The sequence below is a fragment of the uncultured Winogradskyella sp. genome (assembly GCF_947501905.1).
In the GTDB taxonomy this organism is placed as follows: domain Bacteria; phylum Bacteroidota; class Bacteroidia; order Flavobacteriales; family Flavobacteriaceae; genus Winogradskyella.
Genome location: NZ_CANMXL010000001.1, coordinates 126,316 through 141,718, shown reverse-complemented (window position 1 = coordinate 141,718; position 15,403 = coordinate 126,316). Strand labels below are relative to the sequence as shown.

The 15,403-nt window shown below is 32.5% G+C and carries 13 protein-coding genes; 11 read left to right on the top strand and 2 right to left on the bottom strand.

Annotated features, from left to right (window positions below; all coding sequences use genetic code 11):
• The first annotated feature begins 221 nt into the window (after positions 1–221).
• The 5 genes from Q0770_RS00670 (at position 222) to Q0770_RS00650 (ending at position 7,832) form a co-directional block, all read left to right on the top strand.
• On the top strand, positions 222–3,245 hold the full coding sequence (locus Q0770_RS00670) for a tetratricopeptide repeat protein (protein ID WP_299112974.1): 3,024 nt from the start codon (positions 222–224) through the stop codon (positions 3,243–3,245).
• A 45-nt stretch (positions 3,246–3,290) separates the two neighbouring features.
• Complete coding sequence (locus Q0770_RS00665) at positions 3,291–5,015, top strand: TonB-dependent receptor (protein WP_299112973.1); 1,725 nt, start codon at positions 3,291–3,293, stop codon at positions 5,013–5,015.
• A 119-nt stretch (positions 5,016–5,134) separates the two neighbouring features.
• Entirely contained in the window at positions 5,135–5,590 is a 456-nt protein-coding gene (locus Q0770_RS00660) for a YciI family protein (protein WP_299112972.1), read from the top strand.
• A 123-nt stretch (positions 5,591–5,713) separates the two neighbouring features.
• Entirely contained in the window at positions 5,714–7,330 is a 1,617-nt protein-coding gene (locus tag Q0770_RS00655; RefSeq protein ID WP_299112970.1) for an amidohydrolase, read from the top strand.
• A gap of 34 nt (positions 7,331–7,364) precedes the next feature.
• A complete protein-coding gene (locus tag Q0770_RS00650) occupies positions 7,365–7,832 on the top strand; it encodes a hypothetical protein (protein WP_299112968.1) in 468 nt (155 codons plus the stop codon).
• Here Q0770_RS00650 and Q0770_RS00645 read toward each other — a convergent pair.
• Entirely contained in the window at positions 7,825–8,499 is a 675-nt protein-coding gene (locus Q0770_RS00645; RefSeq protein ID WP_299112966.1) for a bifunctional 2-polyprenyl-6-hydroxyphenol methylase/3-demethylubiquinol 3-O-methyltransferase UbiG, read from the bottom strand. The genes Q0770_RS00650 and Q0770_RS00645 overlap by 8 nt on opposite strands.
• Positions 8,500–8,568: 69 nt before the next feature.
• Here Q0770_RS00645 and Q0770_RS00640 point away from each other — a divergent pair, with 69 nt between their 5' ends.
• The 4 genes from Q0770_RS00640 to Q0770_RS00625 all read left to right on the top strand — a co-directional run bounded on the left by Q0770_RS00640 (position 8,569) and on the right by Q0770_RS00625 (position 11,404).
• A complete protein-coding gene (locus Q0770_RS00640; protein WP_299112963.1) occupies positions 8,569–9,063 on the top strand; it encodes a YkgJ family cysteine cluster protein in 495 nt (164 codons plus the stop codon).
• 4 nt (positions 9,064–9,067) lie between these two features.
• Positions 9,068–9,973, top strand: a complete 906-nt coding sequence (locus tag Q0770_RS00635) for a hypothetical protein (RefSeq protein WP_299112961.1) — start codon at positions 9,068–9,070, stop codon at positions 9,971–9,973.
• Positions 9,974–9,976: 3 nt separating this feature from the next.
• Entirely contained in the window at positions 9,977–10,819 is an 843-nt protein-coding gene (locus tag Q0770_RS00630) for a sterol desaturase family protein (RefSeq protein ID WP_299112959.1), read from the top strand.
• A 201-nt stretch (positions 10,820–11,020) separates the two neighbouring features.
• Positions 11,021–11,404: a hypothetical protein gene (locus Q0770_RS00625; RefSeq protein WP_299112957.1), complete on the top strand. Its 384-nt coding sequence runs from the start codon at positions 11,021–11,023 to the stop codon at positions 11,402–11,404.
• On the opposite strand, the gene Q0770_RS00620 is transcribed toward Q0770_RS00625, so the two are convergent.
• Entirely contained in the window at positions 11,387–12,673 is a 1,287-nt protein-coding gene (locus tag Q0770_RS00620; RefSeq protein WP_299112955.1) for a DUF1343 domain-containing protein, read from the bottom strand. The genes Q0770_RS00625 and Q0770_RS00620 overlap by 18 nt on opposite strands.
• 8 nt (positions 12,674–12,681) lie before the next feature.
• Here Q0770_RS00620 and Q0770_RS00615 point away from each other — a divergent pair, with 8 nt between their 5' ends.
• Positions 12,682–13,914 carry an ABC transporter permease gene (locus Q0770_RS00615; protein WP_299112953.1) on the top strand — a complete coding sequence of 411 codons (1,233 nt, stop codon included), beginning with the start codon at positions 12,682–12,684 and terminating at the stop codon, positions 13,912–13,914.
• 67 nt (positions 13,915–13,981) lie between these two features.
• Positions 13,982–15,340, top strand: a complete 1,359-nt coding sequence (locus tag Q0770_RS00610; protein ID WP_299112951.1) for a pyridoxal-phosphate dependent enzyme — start codon at positions 13,982–13,984, stop codon at positions 15,338–15,340.
• Positions 15,341–15,403: the final 63 nt, after the last annotated feature.

Here is a 15,403-nt window from a genome sequence, read left to right as displayed (position 1 = left end):
TATTGCAAAAAATTCAATTTACAGATTTTAATAATGGCATAATAATTGGCAGGTAAACAATTATTGTATAATCGTACAATAGTAGAAAACAGATGCTGTTGCTATCCATGTTTGATAACTTGGTTTATAATTAACAGTAATTTTCTGCGTTAGTATTAGGGTATTAATTTAATTTTGAATTGATACCAATCATCATAATCGCAAATCAAAAAACGACGCTAATGACGTTATTAAAAAAACATGTTTTAGGCATTTGCCTCTTACTCTCATCATTTCTTTTTGCTCAAAAATCCGCTATCTATACTAGTGAATTTAAAGAGTATCAAAAAGCACTCACTCTATATAATAATAAACAATATAAAGCCGCACAATCTTTATTTGATGATATAAAGTATGAAACAGAAGATGAAGTTTTAAAATCTGATTGTAGCTATTACATTGCTAATTGTGCTGTACGATTAAATCAAAAAAATGCTGATGATTTAATTGAGGACTTTGTAGAAGAATATCCCACTAGCACAAAGCGTAACACAGCATTTTTAGACGTTGCTGACTATTATTTTGAGAACTCTGATTATGCTTATGCTCGTAAATGGTACCAGAAAGTAGATGAGATGAGTATTGCTCGTGCCGAGCAAGATAGATACAATTTTAACTACGGTTATAGCCTTTATGCAACTAAAAATAAAAACGGTGCAGAAAAGTACCTAAATCGTGTTAAAGAAAATGGAGAATATGGTTCTCAAGCTAAATATTATTTAGGCTATATGGCATACGAGGGCGATGACTATGATGCTGCAAACGAATATTTCGAAGCTGTTTCAGATAATGAAAAGTATAAAGAGAAGCTTAATTATTATCAAGCCGATTTAAATTTTAAACTGGGTAAGTTTGAGAAAGCTATAGCCTTAGCAGAAGAGCAATTACCAAAAAGTAATGAAGAAGAAACTTCAGAATTATCAAAGATTATTGGCGAAAGTTATTTTAATCTAGAAAAGTATAAAGAAGCTATCCCATATTTAAAAGCTTACAAGGGTAAAAACGGACGCTGGAACAATACTGATTTTTACCAGTTGGGCTATGCGTATTACAAACAAGATGATTTTGAAAATGCCATTTCAGAATTTAATAAAATTATAGATGGTAATAATTCAGTAGCACAAAATGCATATTACCATTTGGGAGAAAGTTATATCAATCTAGATAAAAAACCTGAAGCATTAAATGCATTTAGAAATGCATCTCAGATGAATTTTGATGACACTATTAAAGAAGATGCATGGCTAAATTACGCTAAGATTAGTTACGAGATAGGTAATCCATACCAATCGGTACCACAAGTTTTGGCTGGTTATCTAGAAGCTTACCCAAAAACAGCTTATAAAGAAGAAATCGAAACACTATTGATTGATTCTTACATTACTTCAAAAAATTACAAAGAAGCTTTAAATCTTCTTGAAAAGAAAAATAGTTTTGAGAATAAGTTGGCATACCAAAAAGTAGCCTTCTACAGAGGTATTGAATTATATAACGAAGATAGATATAGTGAAGCTTTAGAGATGTTCGAAAACTCTTTAAAACAACCACGCGATAATGCTTATGTTGCTCGTGCTACGTTTTGGAAAGCTGAAACAGATTACAACCTTACAAATTATAATGAAGCTTTAATAGGGTTTAAACAATTTAAGCAACAAGACGGAATTTCTGATACTCCAGAAATCGAAAACTTAGATTATAACCTAGCTTATACATACTTCAAACTAAAAGATTACAACCAAGCATCGACGTATTTCAGAACATTTATCGATGCCAAAAATGATGATAAATTAAGAGTAAATGATGCCTATCTAAGATTGGGTGATGGTTATTTTGTGTCTAGTGATTATAGTAATGCTATTTCGGCTTATGATAAAGCCATTAACATTAATGAAATTGAAACTGATTATGCATCATTTCAAAAAGCAATGAGTCATGGTTATATGGGTAAGGCTTCAACAAAAATTAAAGAACTCAACACATTTATTATCGGTTATCCTAAATCTGGATTAAGAGATGATGCTATGTATGAGCTAGCAAATTCTTATGTAAAAGCTAGTGAAATGGACAAAGCCATGTCTATGTACGACCGCTTAAATTCAGAGTATAGGCGTAGTGCTTTTATATCAAAATCATTATTACGTCAGGGTTTAATTCATTATAACGCTAGTGAGAATGAGCTAGCCTTAAGTAAGTTTAAAAAAGTAGCCAAAGATTTTGCTGGTTCTCAAGAGTCTATTCAAGCAGTCTCAACAGCGCGTTTAATCTATATCGATTTAGGTCGTGTGGATGAATATGCTCGTTGGGTAAAAACTTTGGACTATGTAGAAGTTACTGATGCTGAGTTGGATAATACAACATACTTAGCAGCAGAAAAGCAATATTTAGACGGAGATACAGATGAAGCGATACGTCAATTCAATAAATACTTAAATGCATTTCCAAACGGGATACATGCTGTAAAATCTCATTTTTATCTAGCTCAACTGTATTATAAGAAAGATTTGTTTGATAATGCAAAACCACATTATAAAGCTGTGGTTAATGCTGCAAAAAATGAATACACAGAACAAGCTACTGTAAAACTTAGTGAAATTTATCTCAATAATTCTGAATGGACGGAAGCCATTTCAGTTTTAAAGCAACTAGAAACAGAAGCAGATTACCCTCAAAATGTTATATATGCACAGTCTAATTTAATGAATGCTTATTACCAAACTAAAGACTATGCCGAGGCTGAAAGTTATGCAGAAAAAGTATTGTCAAAATCTAATTTAGATGCTAAGATTAAAAATGACGCTCAACTCATCATTGCACGTTCTGCAATAGAAACTGGTAACGAAGAGAAAGCAAAATTAGCTTATGCTCAAGTTCAGAAAACGGCTTCGGGTAGTGTGGCTGCAGAAGCATTGTATTATAATGCCTATTTCAAAAACAAAGAAGGTAAACATGCAGCGTCTAATACTGTGATTCAAAAATTAGCTAAGGATTATAGCAGTTACAAATTATATTCAGCCAAAGGCTTAATTGTAATGGCAAAAAATTATTACGCTTTAGATGATGCTTTTCAAGCCACATACATTTTAGAAAGTGTCATTTCTAGCTTTCCAGAGTTTGAAGATGTAGTAGGAGAAGCTAGAGCCGAATTGAACAAAATAAAATCTGAAGAAGCAAAGACAAATTCATCAATCGAATCAGGTGATAACTAGAATCTCATCAATCAAATTTTTATCATCAAAATCAAAACAGGATACATGAACATCAAATATAAAATAACAGCACTTTTAATGTTAGTCTTCACTTTTACGTTTGCACAAGAGCGTACAAAGGACACAATTGATGACCAAACGGTAAATGTTATCAAGCCGTATACGCCGACAATCTCGGATGCATTTAAGATTAAGGATAAGCCATCTTTAGATGATGCCAATACTATTAATAAAAAGGAAGTGAAATACAATATATTTTCAATTCCAGTGGCATCCACATTTACACCAGCTAAAGGAAAAGCAGCCAATGTAGATAAGGCTAAACCTGTAAAGCTATATGATAATTATGCCTCTTTAGGTGTCGGAACCTATACGACTATTTTAGGCGAAATATATCTGAATCATGAGCTAAATAGTGGAGAAAATGTAGGTGGCTATTTTAGTCATCATTCATCACAAGGTGGTATTAATGGCTTATTGTTAGATGATGATTTTTCCAAAACGGGACTCAATGTTAATTACTCCAAAAAGCTAAATAATTTTTCTTGGAAACTTGATTTAGGAGCTGATGTTATGGCTTACAATTGGTATGGTTTACCACAGCAGTTTTTTGGACAAACAGAAGCCAATACAATTGATTCTAAAATAAGATACAATAGTTTTTATGTCGGTGGAAAACTCAATTTTGATAATGCTTTAATCAAAAACGGAAGTGTGCGTTTTAGACGTTTTGGAGATGATAGAGATTCTGGCGAAAATCGATTTGTAGCTAAGGCAGGATTTGATATCCCAATACGGAATGAAGTAATAGAGACAGAATTACGTGTCGATTATATCGGTGGTAATTTTGATAGAAATTATATTTCAACTGTTGGTATTGACTATGGAAATGTAAATGTGACTTTATCACCATCTTACCAAATAAAACAAGACGATTTAACGGTAGATCTGGGTATACGATTAACGTATCTTAATGATACAGAGCAGAGCGAAAACAAATTGTTTTTGTATCCAAATATAGAAGCGTCATACCGTTTGGTTAATGATATATTAATTGGTTATGCGGGAGTTACTGGAGATTTAATTCAGAATTCGTATTACGATTTTGCAAATCAGAATCCATTTGTATCACCAACTTTATTGGTCTCTCCAACGGATCAACAGTATCACGGTTTTATTGGTCTAAAAGGAAAGCTATCAAATACAGTGAGTTATAATATTAAGGGGAACTATTTCGCTGAAGAAAGTAAACCTTTGTTTAAAACTAACGACGCTCAGACTTTTGCTACTGAAGATTATCAGTTTGGTAATTCTTTTAATGTGGTTTATGATAATGTAAAAACGTTTTCAGTTGCAGGTGAGTTAAATATAGATGTTAACCGAAACTTTAAGTTAGCTATCAAAGGAGAGTATTTTAACTACAATACAGATAATCAAGCAGAAGCTTGGAATTTACCAAACGTAACGGGCTCAGTATTTTTAGATTATCAAATTTCAAGACACTGGTTTATGGGAGGCAGTATTTTCTTTACCGGAGAACGAAAAGACGAATCTACGCTCTTAGGAACACTTATACCATCACCAGCTGTGCCAGTAACATTAGATAGTTTCTTTGATGCTAATGCACATGTGGGTTATAAAGTCACAGATTATTTGTCGGTGTTTGCAAAGGCTAATAATATTGCAAATCAAGATTACCAAAGATGGAATAACTTTCCTGTACAAGGTATACAGTTTTTGGCGGGAGCGACCTATCAGTTTGATTTTTAAAACGTAGTGTCACCCTGAACCGATCCACTGAGCTTTGGTCACTGAGCGAAGTCGAAGTGGTCGAAGTGTCGTTTCATGGTCTCATTTTTTATATCTTTAAGCATACTAAATCACTCGTCATGAAAAATGTATTATTAATAGCCTTGCTATTGTGTTTTACAATAACTAATGCTCAAAAAACAAATCCAAATTACGATGCCGAATTGGCCAAAAAAGTAGGAGCAGATGATTATGGTATGAAGTCTTACATATTTGTGATCCTAAAAACGGGTACGAATACCTCAACTGATAAAGCCGAAGTCGATAAAGCATTTGCTGGTCATATGGCAAATATGGATACAATGGTTGAAGCTGGAAAGTTAGTTGTCGCTGGACCAGTAGGAAAAAATGATAAGAATTACCGTGGTATTTTTATACTCAATGAAACTGATATGAAGAAAGCTAAAACACTTTTAGCAACTGACCCAGCTATAAAAGCTAAGTTTTTGGATTATGATATGTTTCCATGGTATGGGTCAGCTGCCTTGTCAGAATATCTAGAAGCTTCTGATAAAGTATGGAAGGTTGGATTCTAACATAAGTCATAGATTCAGTTAGATAATTTTAAAAGCGTTCTTATCCAGAACGCTTTTATTATTTTTACAAATAATTTTTTGTCAGGTCGAGCGGAGTCGAGACCTATTAAACCAACCTAAAAAATGAAAAAACTACTCTCAATTCTAGCAATAGTTGTATTGTTCTCATGTGAAGAACAGAAACAACAAGCAGATTTAATCGTCACAAATGCCAATATTTATACAGTAGATAAAGCCTTTAGTAAGGCTGAAGCGTTTGCCATTAAAGATGGAAAATTTGTTGCTGTTGGCACTTCTGAAGATATTATGAATTCTTACGAGTCTGACAATATAGTTGATGCTAACGGACAAGTTATAACACCAGGATTAATTGATGCGCATTGCCATTTTTTAAATCTAGGATTGGGTTTAAATCAAGTGGATTTAATGGGTACAAAAAGTTATAATGAGGTTATACAACGTGTGGTAGATTTTCAAAAAGAAAAGAACTTAGATTATATTATGGGTCGTGGTTGGGATCAAAACGATTGGGAGGATAAATCATTTCCTAATAAAGCAAAGCTAGATGCCTTGTTTCCTGATACACCAATTGCATTAACTCGTGTTGATGGCCATGCCATTTTAGCAAATCAAGCCGCTTTAGATTTAGGAAAAGTAACTATAGATAGTAAAATTGATGGTGGTGAATTACTTACTGAAAATGGAAAACTGACAGGCGTTTTAATTGATAATGCAGAATCTCTAGTCATGGATTATTGGCCTACTTCTACCAAAGCAGAAGCCATAAAAGCATTACTAGATGCTCAAGACAAGTGTTTTGGTCTTGGATTGACTACAGTCAATGATGCAGGTTTAAGTATAGAGGCTATTAACCTCATTGATAGTTTACAGCAATCGGGTGACTTAAAAATGCGAGTCTATGCTATGGCATCAGCAACTCAAAAAAACCTAGATTATTTTATAGATAAAGGCATTATTAAAACAGATCATCTCAATGTGCGCTCGTTTAAGTTTTATGCAGACGGTGCATTAGGGTCAAGAGGTGCGATGTTACGTGACCCTTACAGTGATAAGCCTGGACATTTTGGCTTGTTGGTTAATGATATTAAAACCCTAAAAGAAACGGCACTACGTATTGCTAATTCAGAATACCAGATGAATACACATGCCATTGGAGATTCGGCAAATCACGCTGTTTTGGACACTTATAAAGAGGTATTGAACGGCAAACCAAATCGCCGTTGGAAAATAGAGCATGCACAGATTGTATCTCAAGAAGATTTCCCAAAGTTTAATGACATTATACCATCTGTACAACCAACACATGCAACGAGTGATATGTATTGGGCAGAAGATAGAGTAGGTGCAGAACGTATAAAAGGGGCTTATGCGTTTAAAGACTTATTAAAACAATACGGAAAAGTTGCTTTAGGAACTGATTTTCCTGTGGAACGCGTAAATCCTATGTTGACGTTTTATGCAGCAGTGGCACGCCAAGATTTAGAGCAATACCCTGAAGGCGGCTTCCAGATGGAAAATGCATTAAGTAGAGAGGAAGCTTTAAGAGGTATGACCATTTGGGCTGCCTATTCTAATTTTGAAGAGGATGAAAAGGGAAGTATAGAAGTTGGTAAATTTGCGGATTTTGTAATCCTAGATAAAGATATTGTTACAGTTGAAGCTGTAGATATACCAAATACAAAAGTTATTGGGACTTATGTTGGTGGAGAGAAGCAGTAACTTTTTTTAAAATGAAATCATTAAAATAAAAAGTATGAAGCGAAAGCTTTTTTTGTTAGTTTCTTCGATTCTTATTAGTATCTTATTAATCGTATCTTTTATAGGGTTTCAATACCAAAATATTGATTTGTCTTCGATTAGTAAAGTTTATGGTAAAGTATCAATATTTGAAATTTGTGAACCAAAGAATCACTCGAAGTTACTTTGTGTTAACTTAATAGATAATGATATCCAATTTGGAGTATATAGGTATTCTAAGAATTTTAGTGATTTATTAGATAAAATTGATTTGGGTAACTTAATTGAAATATACTTTATCCCCCATAAAAATAATTCTAGTATAAACTTAGATGTTGTTCAAATTGAGCAAAACGATTTAATAATCTTATCAAAGAAAGAATTCGAGGAAAAATATAGAATAGTAATGTTAGTTTGTTTATTAGGTGCGATTATTATGTTTGTATTATTTTATTTATTCTTTAAGAAAAAGATTGCTAATTAATCCTAGCCAAATAATCATAATGCTTACCATCCATAACTTTTTCACAATTAAGTCCTACGGATTGGCAAGCAGTTTTTAGTGTTTCAAAATCTAGATAGAGCCATTTTAGTGGTAATTCTTGGTCGCCTTTATAGCTGAGGTAGTAATCAAGTTCTCCAAAGTAGCGTTTAGAATAGTATTCATCATACATATAAGAAATATCCGAAGAGTCAATTAAGATTTGCCCATTAGTATTTAAAAGTGATTTTAAGTGCTTTAAATAGTTTGAAACTTGTATAAGTTTCTCAAAAATACCTGTACCATTCATTAAGAGTAAAATGGTATCAAAAGTTTCGGTTTCGTCTAAAAGGGCTTTGTGTTCTGTATATATAACACCACGTTTTTTTGCAACATTAATGGCACCTTTAGAGATGTCAATGGCTTTTACTTCAAAATCTTTTTGTTGTAAATACAAGCTATGACTTCCAGAGCCGCAACCAACATCTAGAACTTTCCCTTTACATAATTGTAACGCTTTTTGTTCGAGTTTTGGCATTTCAGCATAATTACGAAATAGATACGGAATCGGTAAACTGTCTTTATCAGAAATATTGGTCCAAGTCACAATATCCTCGGTGTAATTATTGGTGTAATAATCTAGTAAGGCTTTTCCAAAAATGTCTTTCATATAAAAATTACAATAGAGTTTGTAGAGTTAAACTTGATTCAGCATCTCATTTTTAATTAAATTTACCCTATGCAGGACCAAATCAATAGACTTCCTAAACTTGCCAAAGATAAGCATAAGGAAAACAAAGCATTTTTTGCTAAACTCAAAAAAAGACCACCAAAAAAAATTGACTATATCATGCAAGATTTGCATGAGAAGGAGTTTGAGCGTACCGATTGTTTAGAATGTGCCAATTGTTGCAAAACTACTGGACCGTTGTTTACCGATAAAGACATTGAACGTATTGCAAAATATTTTAAGATGAAACCTCAAAAGTTTGTGGAACAATTTTTGAGGCTAGACGAAGAAAATGATTATATACTACAAAGTGTGCCTTGTACGTTTTTAGGAGTAGACAATTACTGTAGTATATATGATGTAAGACCTAAAGCTTGTAGAGAATTCCCTCATACAGACAGAAAGAAATTTCAACAAATTTCTAACCTTACATTAAAAAATGTGGCTATTTGCCCAGCTGCTTATAATATTGTCGAAGCTATGAAACAGCAAATAAAAATTTAGATTAATGAAGAAGATTACTATCGTTTTACTTTTAACGTTTTTATCTCAAAACCTTTTCTCGCAAACTACTAATTGGATGGAGTCTATGGACTTTGCCAAACGAATGGCAAGAACTCAAAACAAACTTATTTTGATGGTTTGGGAAGAAGCAACACAATATCCACTACCTATCTTAATACAGGTTACTAATGGCAAAAATGTTGTTTTGGAAAATCTTTTTGAATCGCAAGAATTAAACCAATTGATGTGGGAATATTTTGTGCCAGTTAAAATCGACGAAGTTCTTTATGAGGATATGTTTAATGAAATAAAAGGTAAAAGAAGCCAAAGTTATATCAATGATTTTAATGATGATTCTTTAAAAATCATGGATGCTAATGGTAATATTATTGGTACATCTGGAGGGTATGTAGAGTTGCTTAATTTTACAAAATTTGTTTTAAAATATCGTTTGGATACATCTTATGTTAGGCAAGAAATCCTAAATTATTACAGTAAAAAAGACTTTTATTCTACCTTTTATTTGGCATCTAAATATATTGACTATAGCCTATTGGTCAATGAAAAAGTGAGGCCAGAAATTTTAAAATTATCAGACATCTATTTTGCTGAAGCAATGGCGATTTTAGAGAAAGACCAAGCTTTAGAGAATAAAGCGGAATTAATGCAACGTATTCAACTTACAAAGCTAACACAGGATTTAATCAAGAATAAGCCTAGAAGAGTATTACGTCAATTAAAGAAATTAGAAGAGCTAGAGATAGAAAAGGTAAATAAACCATTACAATCGTTCCTATATTACACATCTTATAGATTACTTAATGATAAAGAAAATTTTCAAGCTTTAGAAAAAGAAATTTCTTTACTAAATTTGAAACAAGCTCAACTCATTGTTAATCTCAATCGATAATACGTGGATACTCTTTATAATTATTTTGAAACTATACCATCATTGCACAGAAGTATACTTTTAGTCTCTGGAATAACTTTGTTTTGGTTATTAGAAGGTGCAATACCTCTTTTTAAATTTGATTATAAAAAGTGGAAGCATGCTATACCAAACTTTTTCTTTACGTTGACTACGATAGTTATAAATTTTGGTTTGGCTTTTGTTTTAGTGGAATCTGCATTTTGGGTTGAATCAAATAATTTTGGAATTATTAACTGGTTACCAGAACTCCCATTATGGGCTTATATATTACTCGGTGTATTACTACTAGATTTTTTTGGAGCTTATTTAGCTCATTATGTCGAGCACAAAGTTAAACCACTTTGGATGGTGCATTTAGTACATCATACAGATCATAAAGTAGATACAACAACCGCAAATAGGCATCATCCTATAGAAAGTGTTATTAGATTCTCGTTTACGCTATTAGGTGTTTTTGCTGTCGGTACGCCAATTGCTATAGTGATGTTGTATCAAGCTATGTCGCTAGTATTTACACAGTTTACTCATGCTAATATTAAGTTGCCAAAATCTATAGATAAAATGATTAGTTATGTGTTGATTTCACCAGATATGCATAAGATTCACCATCATTTTAGATTGCCATATACAGATTCTAACTATGGTAATATTTTTTCAATTTGGGATCGTTTACTTGGAACATACATGTATATGGACCGAGAAAAATTGGTTTATGGTGTTGATGTTTTTCCTAACGAAGCAAAAAATAGTAACATTAAAGATTTACTAAAGCAACCTTTTCTAGCTTATGAAAAGCCTACTCTTTCGGCTGATTCTGAAGTTTAATGAACTGCTTTTACTTAGATTGTTGATTTTCAGATTGGTAGAATAATTACCGATTATTCTGACATTTAATCTCAGATTTTATCATCGGACTAATCAGTCATTTTAACGAAAAAAAAGTCCAAACTTCATTCCACCACGTATATTTAGCAAGATTAATTAATTCTGTTGAGCTTAAACGTAACGTTTGACTTAATGGTTCCAATGAAAATATTCCCCCACATTATTATAGTAATCCTATGCTTAGGTTTTGCTAATGTTTGTTTTGCACAAAATGGTAAAGCAACAATTTATAAAAACAAAAATATTCAAGCTTCTGGGTTGTATCACGATTTTAATAAGAGTAAGGATACACTAGTTCTTAGAAGTAATAAAAAAATAAATTACCTCTATACGGCTAATAATTCAAATAAGAAAGATATTAATCTAAGGGTTGATAGTAATTCTTATAAACTTCCACTTAATGAGTTAAAAAAAGGGCGCAATGTTTTAGTAGCTGTTCAGTCTCCTTTAAAGATTGTATTTGTGGTTGAGGTAGAAAGGGAGTTTCCAAAACCTCTTGAAAAATCACTATCTATCGTAGATTAGATATTGCTCGCGCATTTTATCGAAATCTTTTAAATCTTTTTCCCAAGTTTTTATAATTTCTTTTTCTGTTTTACCAGCTTCAATCTGTTGTTGTAATTTAGTTGTACCCGCGTGTTTAGTAAAATTCTCGGTATTGAAAAACTTAGTTTTATCTACTGAGTTATTATAAGCATCGATAACGTATTTAAGAGTAAAGCTTCTTTCTACTTTTTCTTTTGATAAGTCTACACCAAAACAAATTTCATCTTTATGTTTAGGATATTTAGAACCAAAATTTGGTTTAGGAATATAAGTAAATTGATAATGTGTATTGTCTAAAAATGGAGCACCATAGCGTTGAAACTGAAATTCTGTTCCTCTGCCTGCGTTAATATTTGTGCCTTCAAATAAGCCTAAACTAGGGTATAACAGAATAGATTGATTGTTTGGTAAGTTAGGAGAAGGCCTTATAGGTAAACTATAACTACTTTGATGTGTATAGTTTTCTAATTCTATAACAGTAATTTCGCATTTTATTCTATTTGTTAGCCAACCTTCACCATTAATCATGTGCGCATATTCACCAATAGTCATTCCATGTACTAACGGAATAGGATGCATTCCTAAAAAGCTACTATGTTCTTTTTCTAATGTAGGACCATCAATATAATTACCATTTGGGTTAGGTCTATCCAAAATTAAAAGAGGAATGTTTTGTTCTGCACAAGCTTCCATAACATAATGTAACGTAGAAATGTAGGTGTAAAAACGTACACCAACATCTTGAATATCAAAAACCATAATATCTAAATCTTTTAATTGTTCTTTAGTTGGTTTTTTGTGCTTCCCGTGCAGTGAGTGTATGGTTAATCCTGTTTTAGTGTCTTTTCCATCTTTTACCAGCTCACCAGCATCTGCTTTTCCTCTAAAACCATGCTCTGGAGAGAACACTTTTTTGATATTAATATTGAGTGTTAAAAGTGAGTCTACAAGATGTGTTCTTTTGTGTTGTCCTGATAGACCTGAAGGCGGATCTAGCATTATTTTTAATTCATCTTTAAATATTACACTAGTCTGATTCGCAACAACACCAACACGTTTTCCTTTTAAGAGTGGCAAATAGTGCTCAGTTTGGTTAGCACCAACAACTATTGTGGTGTCAATTTTGGCTACATGTTTATTCGTGTTTTCAACTTTCAAACTTCTTTCTTTATTCTTCAAACCATTACCGCAGCCAATGCTTATTAAAACAAAGAATAAAACTGTATTTTTGAAAACCTTAAAGCCCATATTAGATTTTGAATTTTGAGTTGTTTATAGCCAAACGTATAATTGGTAGTAAAACGTATAAAAGTAGTGTTTCAGCACCAATAATTAAAATTGGTATTGCCGCTATTGCTATTGGTGTTGTGGTGATGTTGATTGCTATTGCTACTGGTTTGGGATTACAACAAAAAATTAGAGACAAAGTAGTTGCTTTTAACGGTCACATTATCATTGATAATTATGACACTAATACTTCTGATGAATCTCAAGTACCTATAAGTCTAGAACAGGATTTCTATCCTGAATTTAATACTCTAGAAGGGATTTCTCATATTCAAGGGACAGCCAATAAATTTACCATTATCCGTACAACTACTGATTTTGAAGGTGTTGTAATTAAAGGTGTTGGTAAAGACTACAAATGGAATTATTTTGAAGAATTCCTTATCGATGGCCGTTTACCAGATTTTACCCAGAAACTAAATAATGAAATTTTAATTTCTAAATATTTGGCTAATCGATTAGGCTTTAAAATAGGTGATACCTTTCAATCACTTTTTGGTGAAGATTTAGAACGTTTGCCGCGTATTAGAAATTTTGAAATTGTTGGAATTTACAATTCAGGGTTTCAAGAGTTGGATGAAAAATTTTGTATTGCAGATATCAGACATATTCAGCGTTTAAATAAATGGGAGAAAAATCAAGTTGGTGCTTTTGAAGTTTTTGTAGATGATTTTTCTAAAATTGAAGAAACTGGAGAAGCGGTTTACAGAGAGATACCTTCACTTATGAAATCGACAACGGTTACCGATAAATATTATTCGGTGTTTGAGTGGATTAAAATTTTTGATAATAACACCTATGGTATTATTGCTATTATGATTTTGGTAGCTGGTATAAATATGATTACTGCCTTATTAGTACTTATTTTAGAGCGCACACAAATGATAGGTGTTCTTAAAGCACTCGGGACTGCAAATTGGTCCGTGAGAAAAGTGTTTTTATACAATGCATCTTATCTCATAGGTTTGGGCTTGCTTTGGGGAAATCTTATAGGTTTAGGCTTATTATTTGCTCAAAAATATTTCAAACTGTTTCCATTGAATCCTGACACTTATTATGTAAGTGAAGCTCCAGTTTATATGAGTTTAGATTATATTTTGCTACTTAATTTTGGAACTTTTGTATTGTGTTTGTTAATGCTGTTAATCCCTTCTGTGATTATTTCTAAAATATCGCCTGTAAGAGCTATTCGATTCGATTAAAACAAAATCAACTTTTCACTTAATACTTATCACTTTTAACTTAAATTTGCACTGCAAATTTGGAATTATGGATTACGCTGAAAATATATTAGGAACTATTGGTAATACACCAATGGTTAAGATGAATAAATTGGTTGAAGAATTAGACTGTTTGGTATTGGCTAAGTATGAAACGTTTAACCCAGGAAATTCAGTAAAAGACAGGATGGCACTTCAAATGATTGAAGATGCAGAAGCAGATGGAAGATTAAAACCAGGCGGAACAATTATTGAAGGAACTTCAGGTAATACAGGTATGGGGTTGGCACTTGCTGCAATTCTAAAAGGGTACAAATGTATTTTTGTGTTGAGTGATAAGCAATCTAAGGAGAAAATGGATATTCTTCGTGCTGTTGGTGCTGAGGTTGTGGTTTGCCCAACTGATGTTGAGCCAGATGACCCTCGGAGTTATTATTCTGTATCTAAGCGTTTAGGAGAAGAAACACCAAATTCCTGGTATGTTAATCAATACGATAATCCTAGTAATGCTAAAGCGCATTACCAAAGTACTGGTCCAGAGATTTGGGAGCAAACTGATGGAAAAGTGACTCATTTTGTAGTTGGCGTTGGTACAGGAGGTACAATATCTGGAGTTGGTAAATACCTAAAAGAACAAAACCCTAATATTAAAATCTGGGGAGTAGATACTTATGGTTCAGTATTTAAAAAATATCATGAAACTGGTGTTTTTGATGAAAACGAAATCTACTCATACATCACAGAAGGTATTGGAGAAGATATATTACCAAAAAATGTTGACTTCTCTATTATAGATGGTTTTACTAAAGTAACTGATAAAGACGCAGCCGTTTATACGCAGAAACTAGCTAAAGAAGAAGGCATGTTTTTGGGTAATTCTGCAGGAGCTGCTATTAAAGGTGTATTGCAATTAAAAGAGCATTTTGGACCTGATGATGTTGTGGTTGTTTTATACCATGATCATGGAAGTCGTTATGTAGGTAAGATGTTTAATGACGATTGGATGCGCGAGCGCGGTTTTATAGAAGACGAAATTACTGTAGCATCAGATTTGATTAAAAATCATTCAGACAAGCCATTAGTTACTTTAAAAACTGAAGAATTGGTATCTCATGCTATAGAGCGTATGAAGACTTTTAAAATATCTCAAATTCCAGTTGAAGATGTTACTGGCTTTGTAGGTGCTGTAGACGAAACAGATTTATTTAGGAAGTATGTTGAAGATAAAAATATTTCTGACTTACCTATAAAAGAAGTGATGAGTAAGCCTTATCCAATTGTAAAAAAGAATACTAAAATTGAAGAAATCTCTAAGCTTATCAATAAAGAAAATAATGCAGTTTTAGTTGATTTAGAAAATGGTAAATACCATATTATTACTAAGCACGATATTATTAGCGCTTTGTAAGTTTATATACAATATAATTATAATAAAAATCCTGAGCATTGCTTGGGATTTTTTATTTTAGAG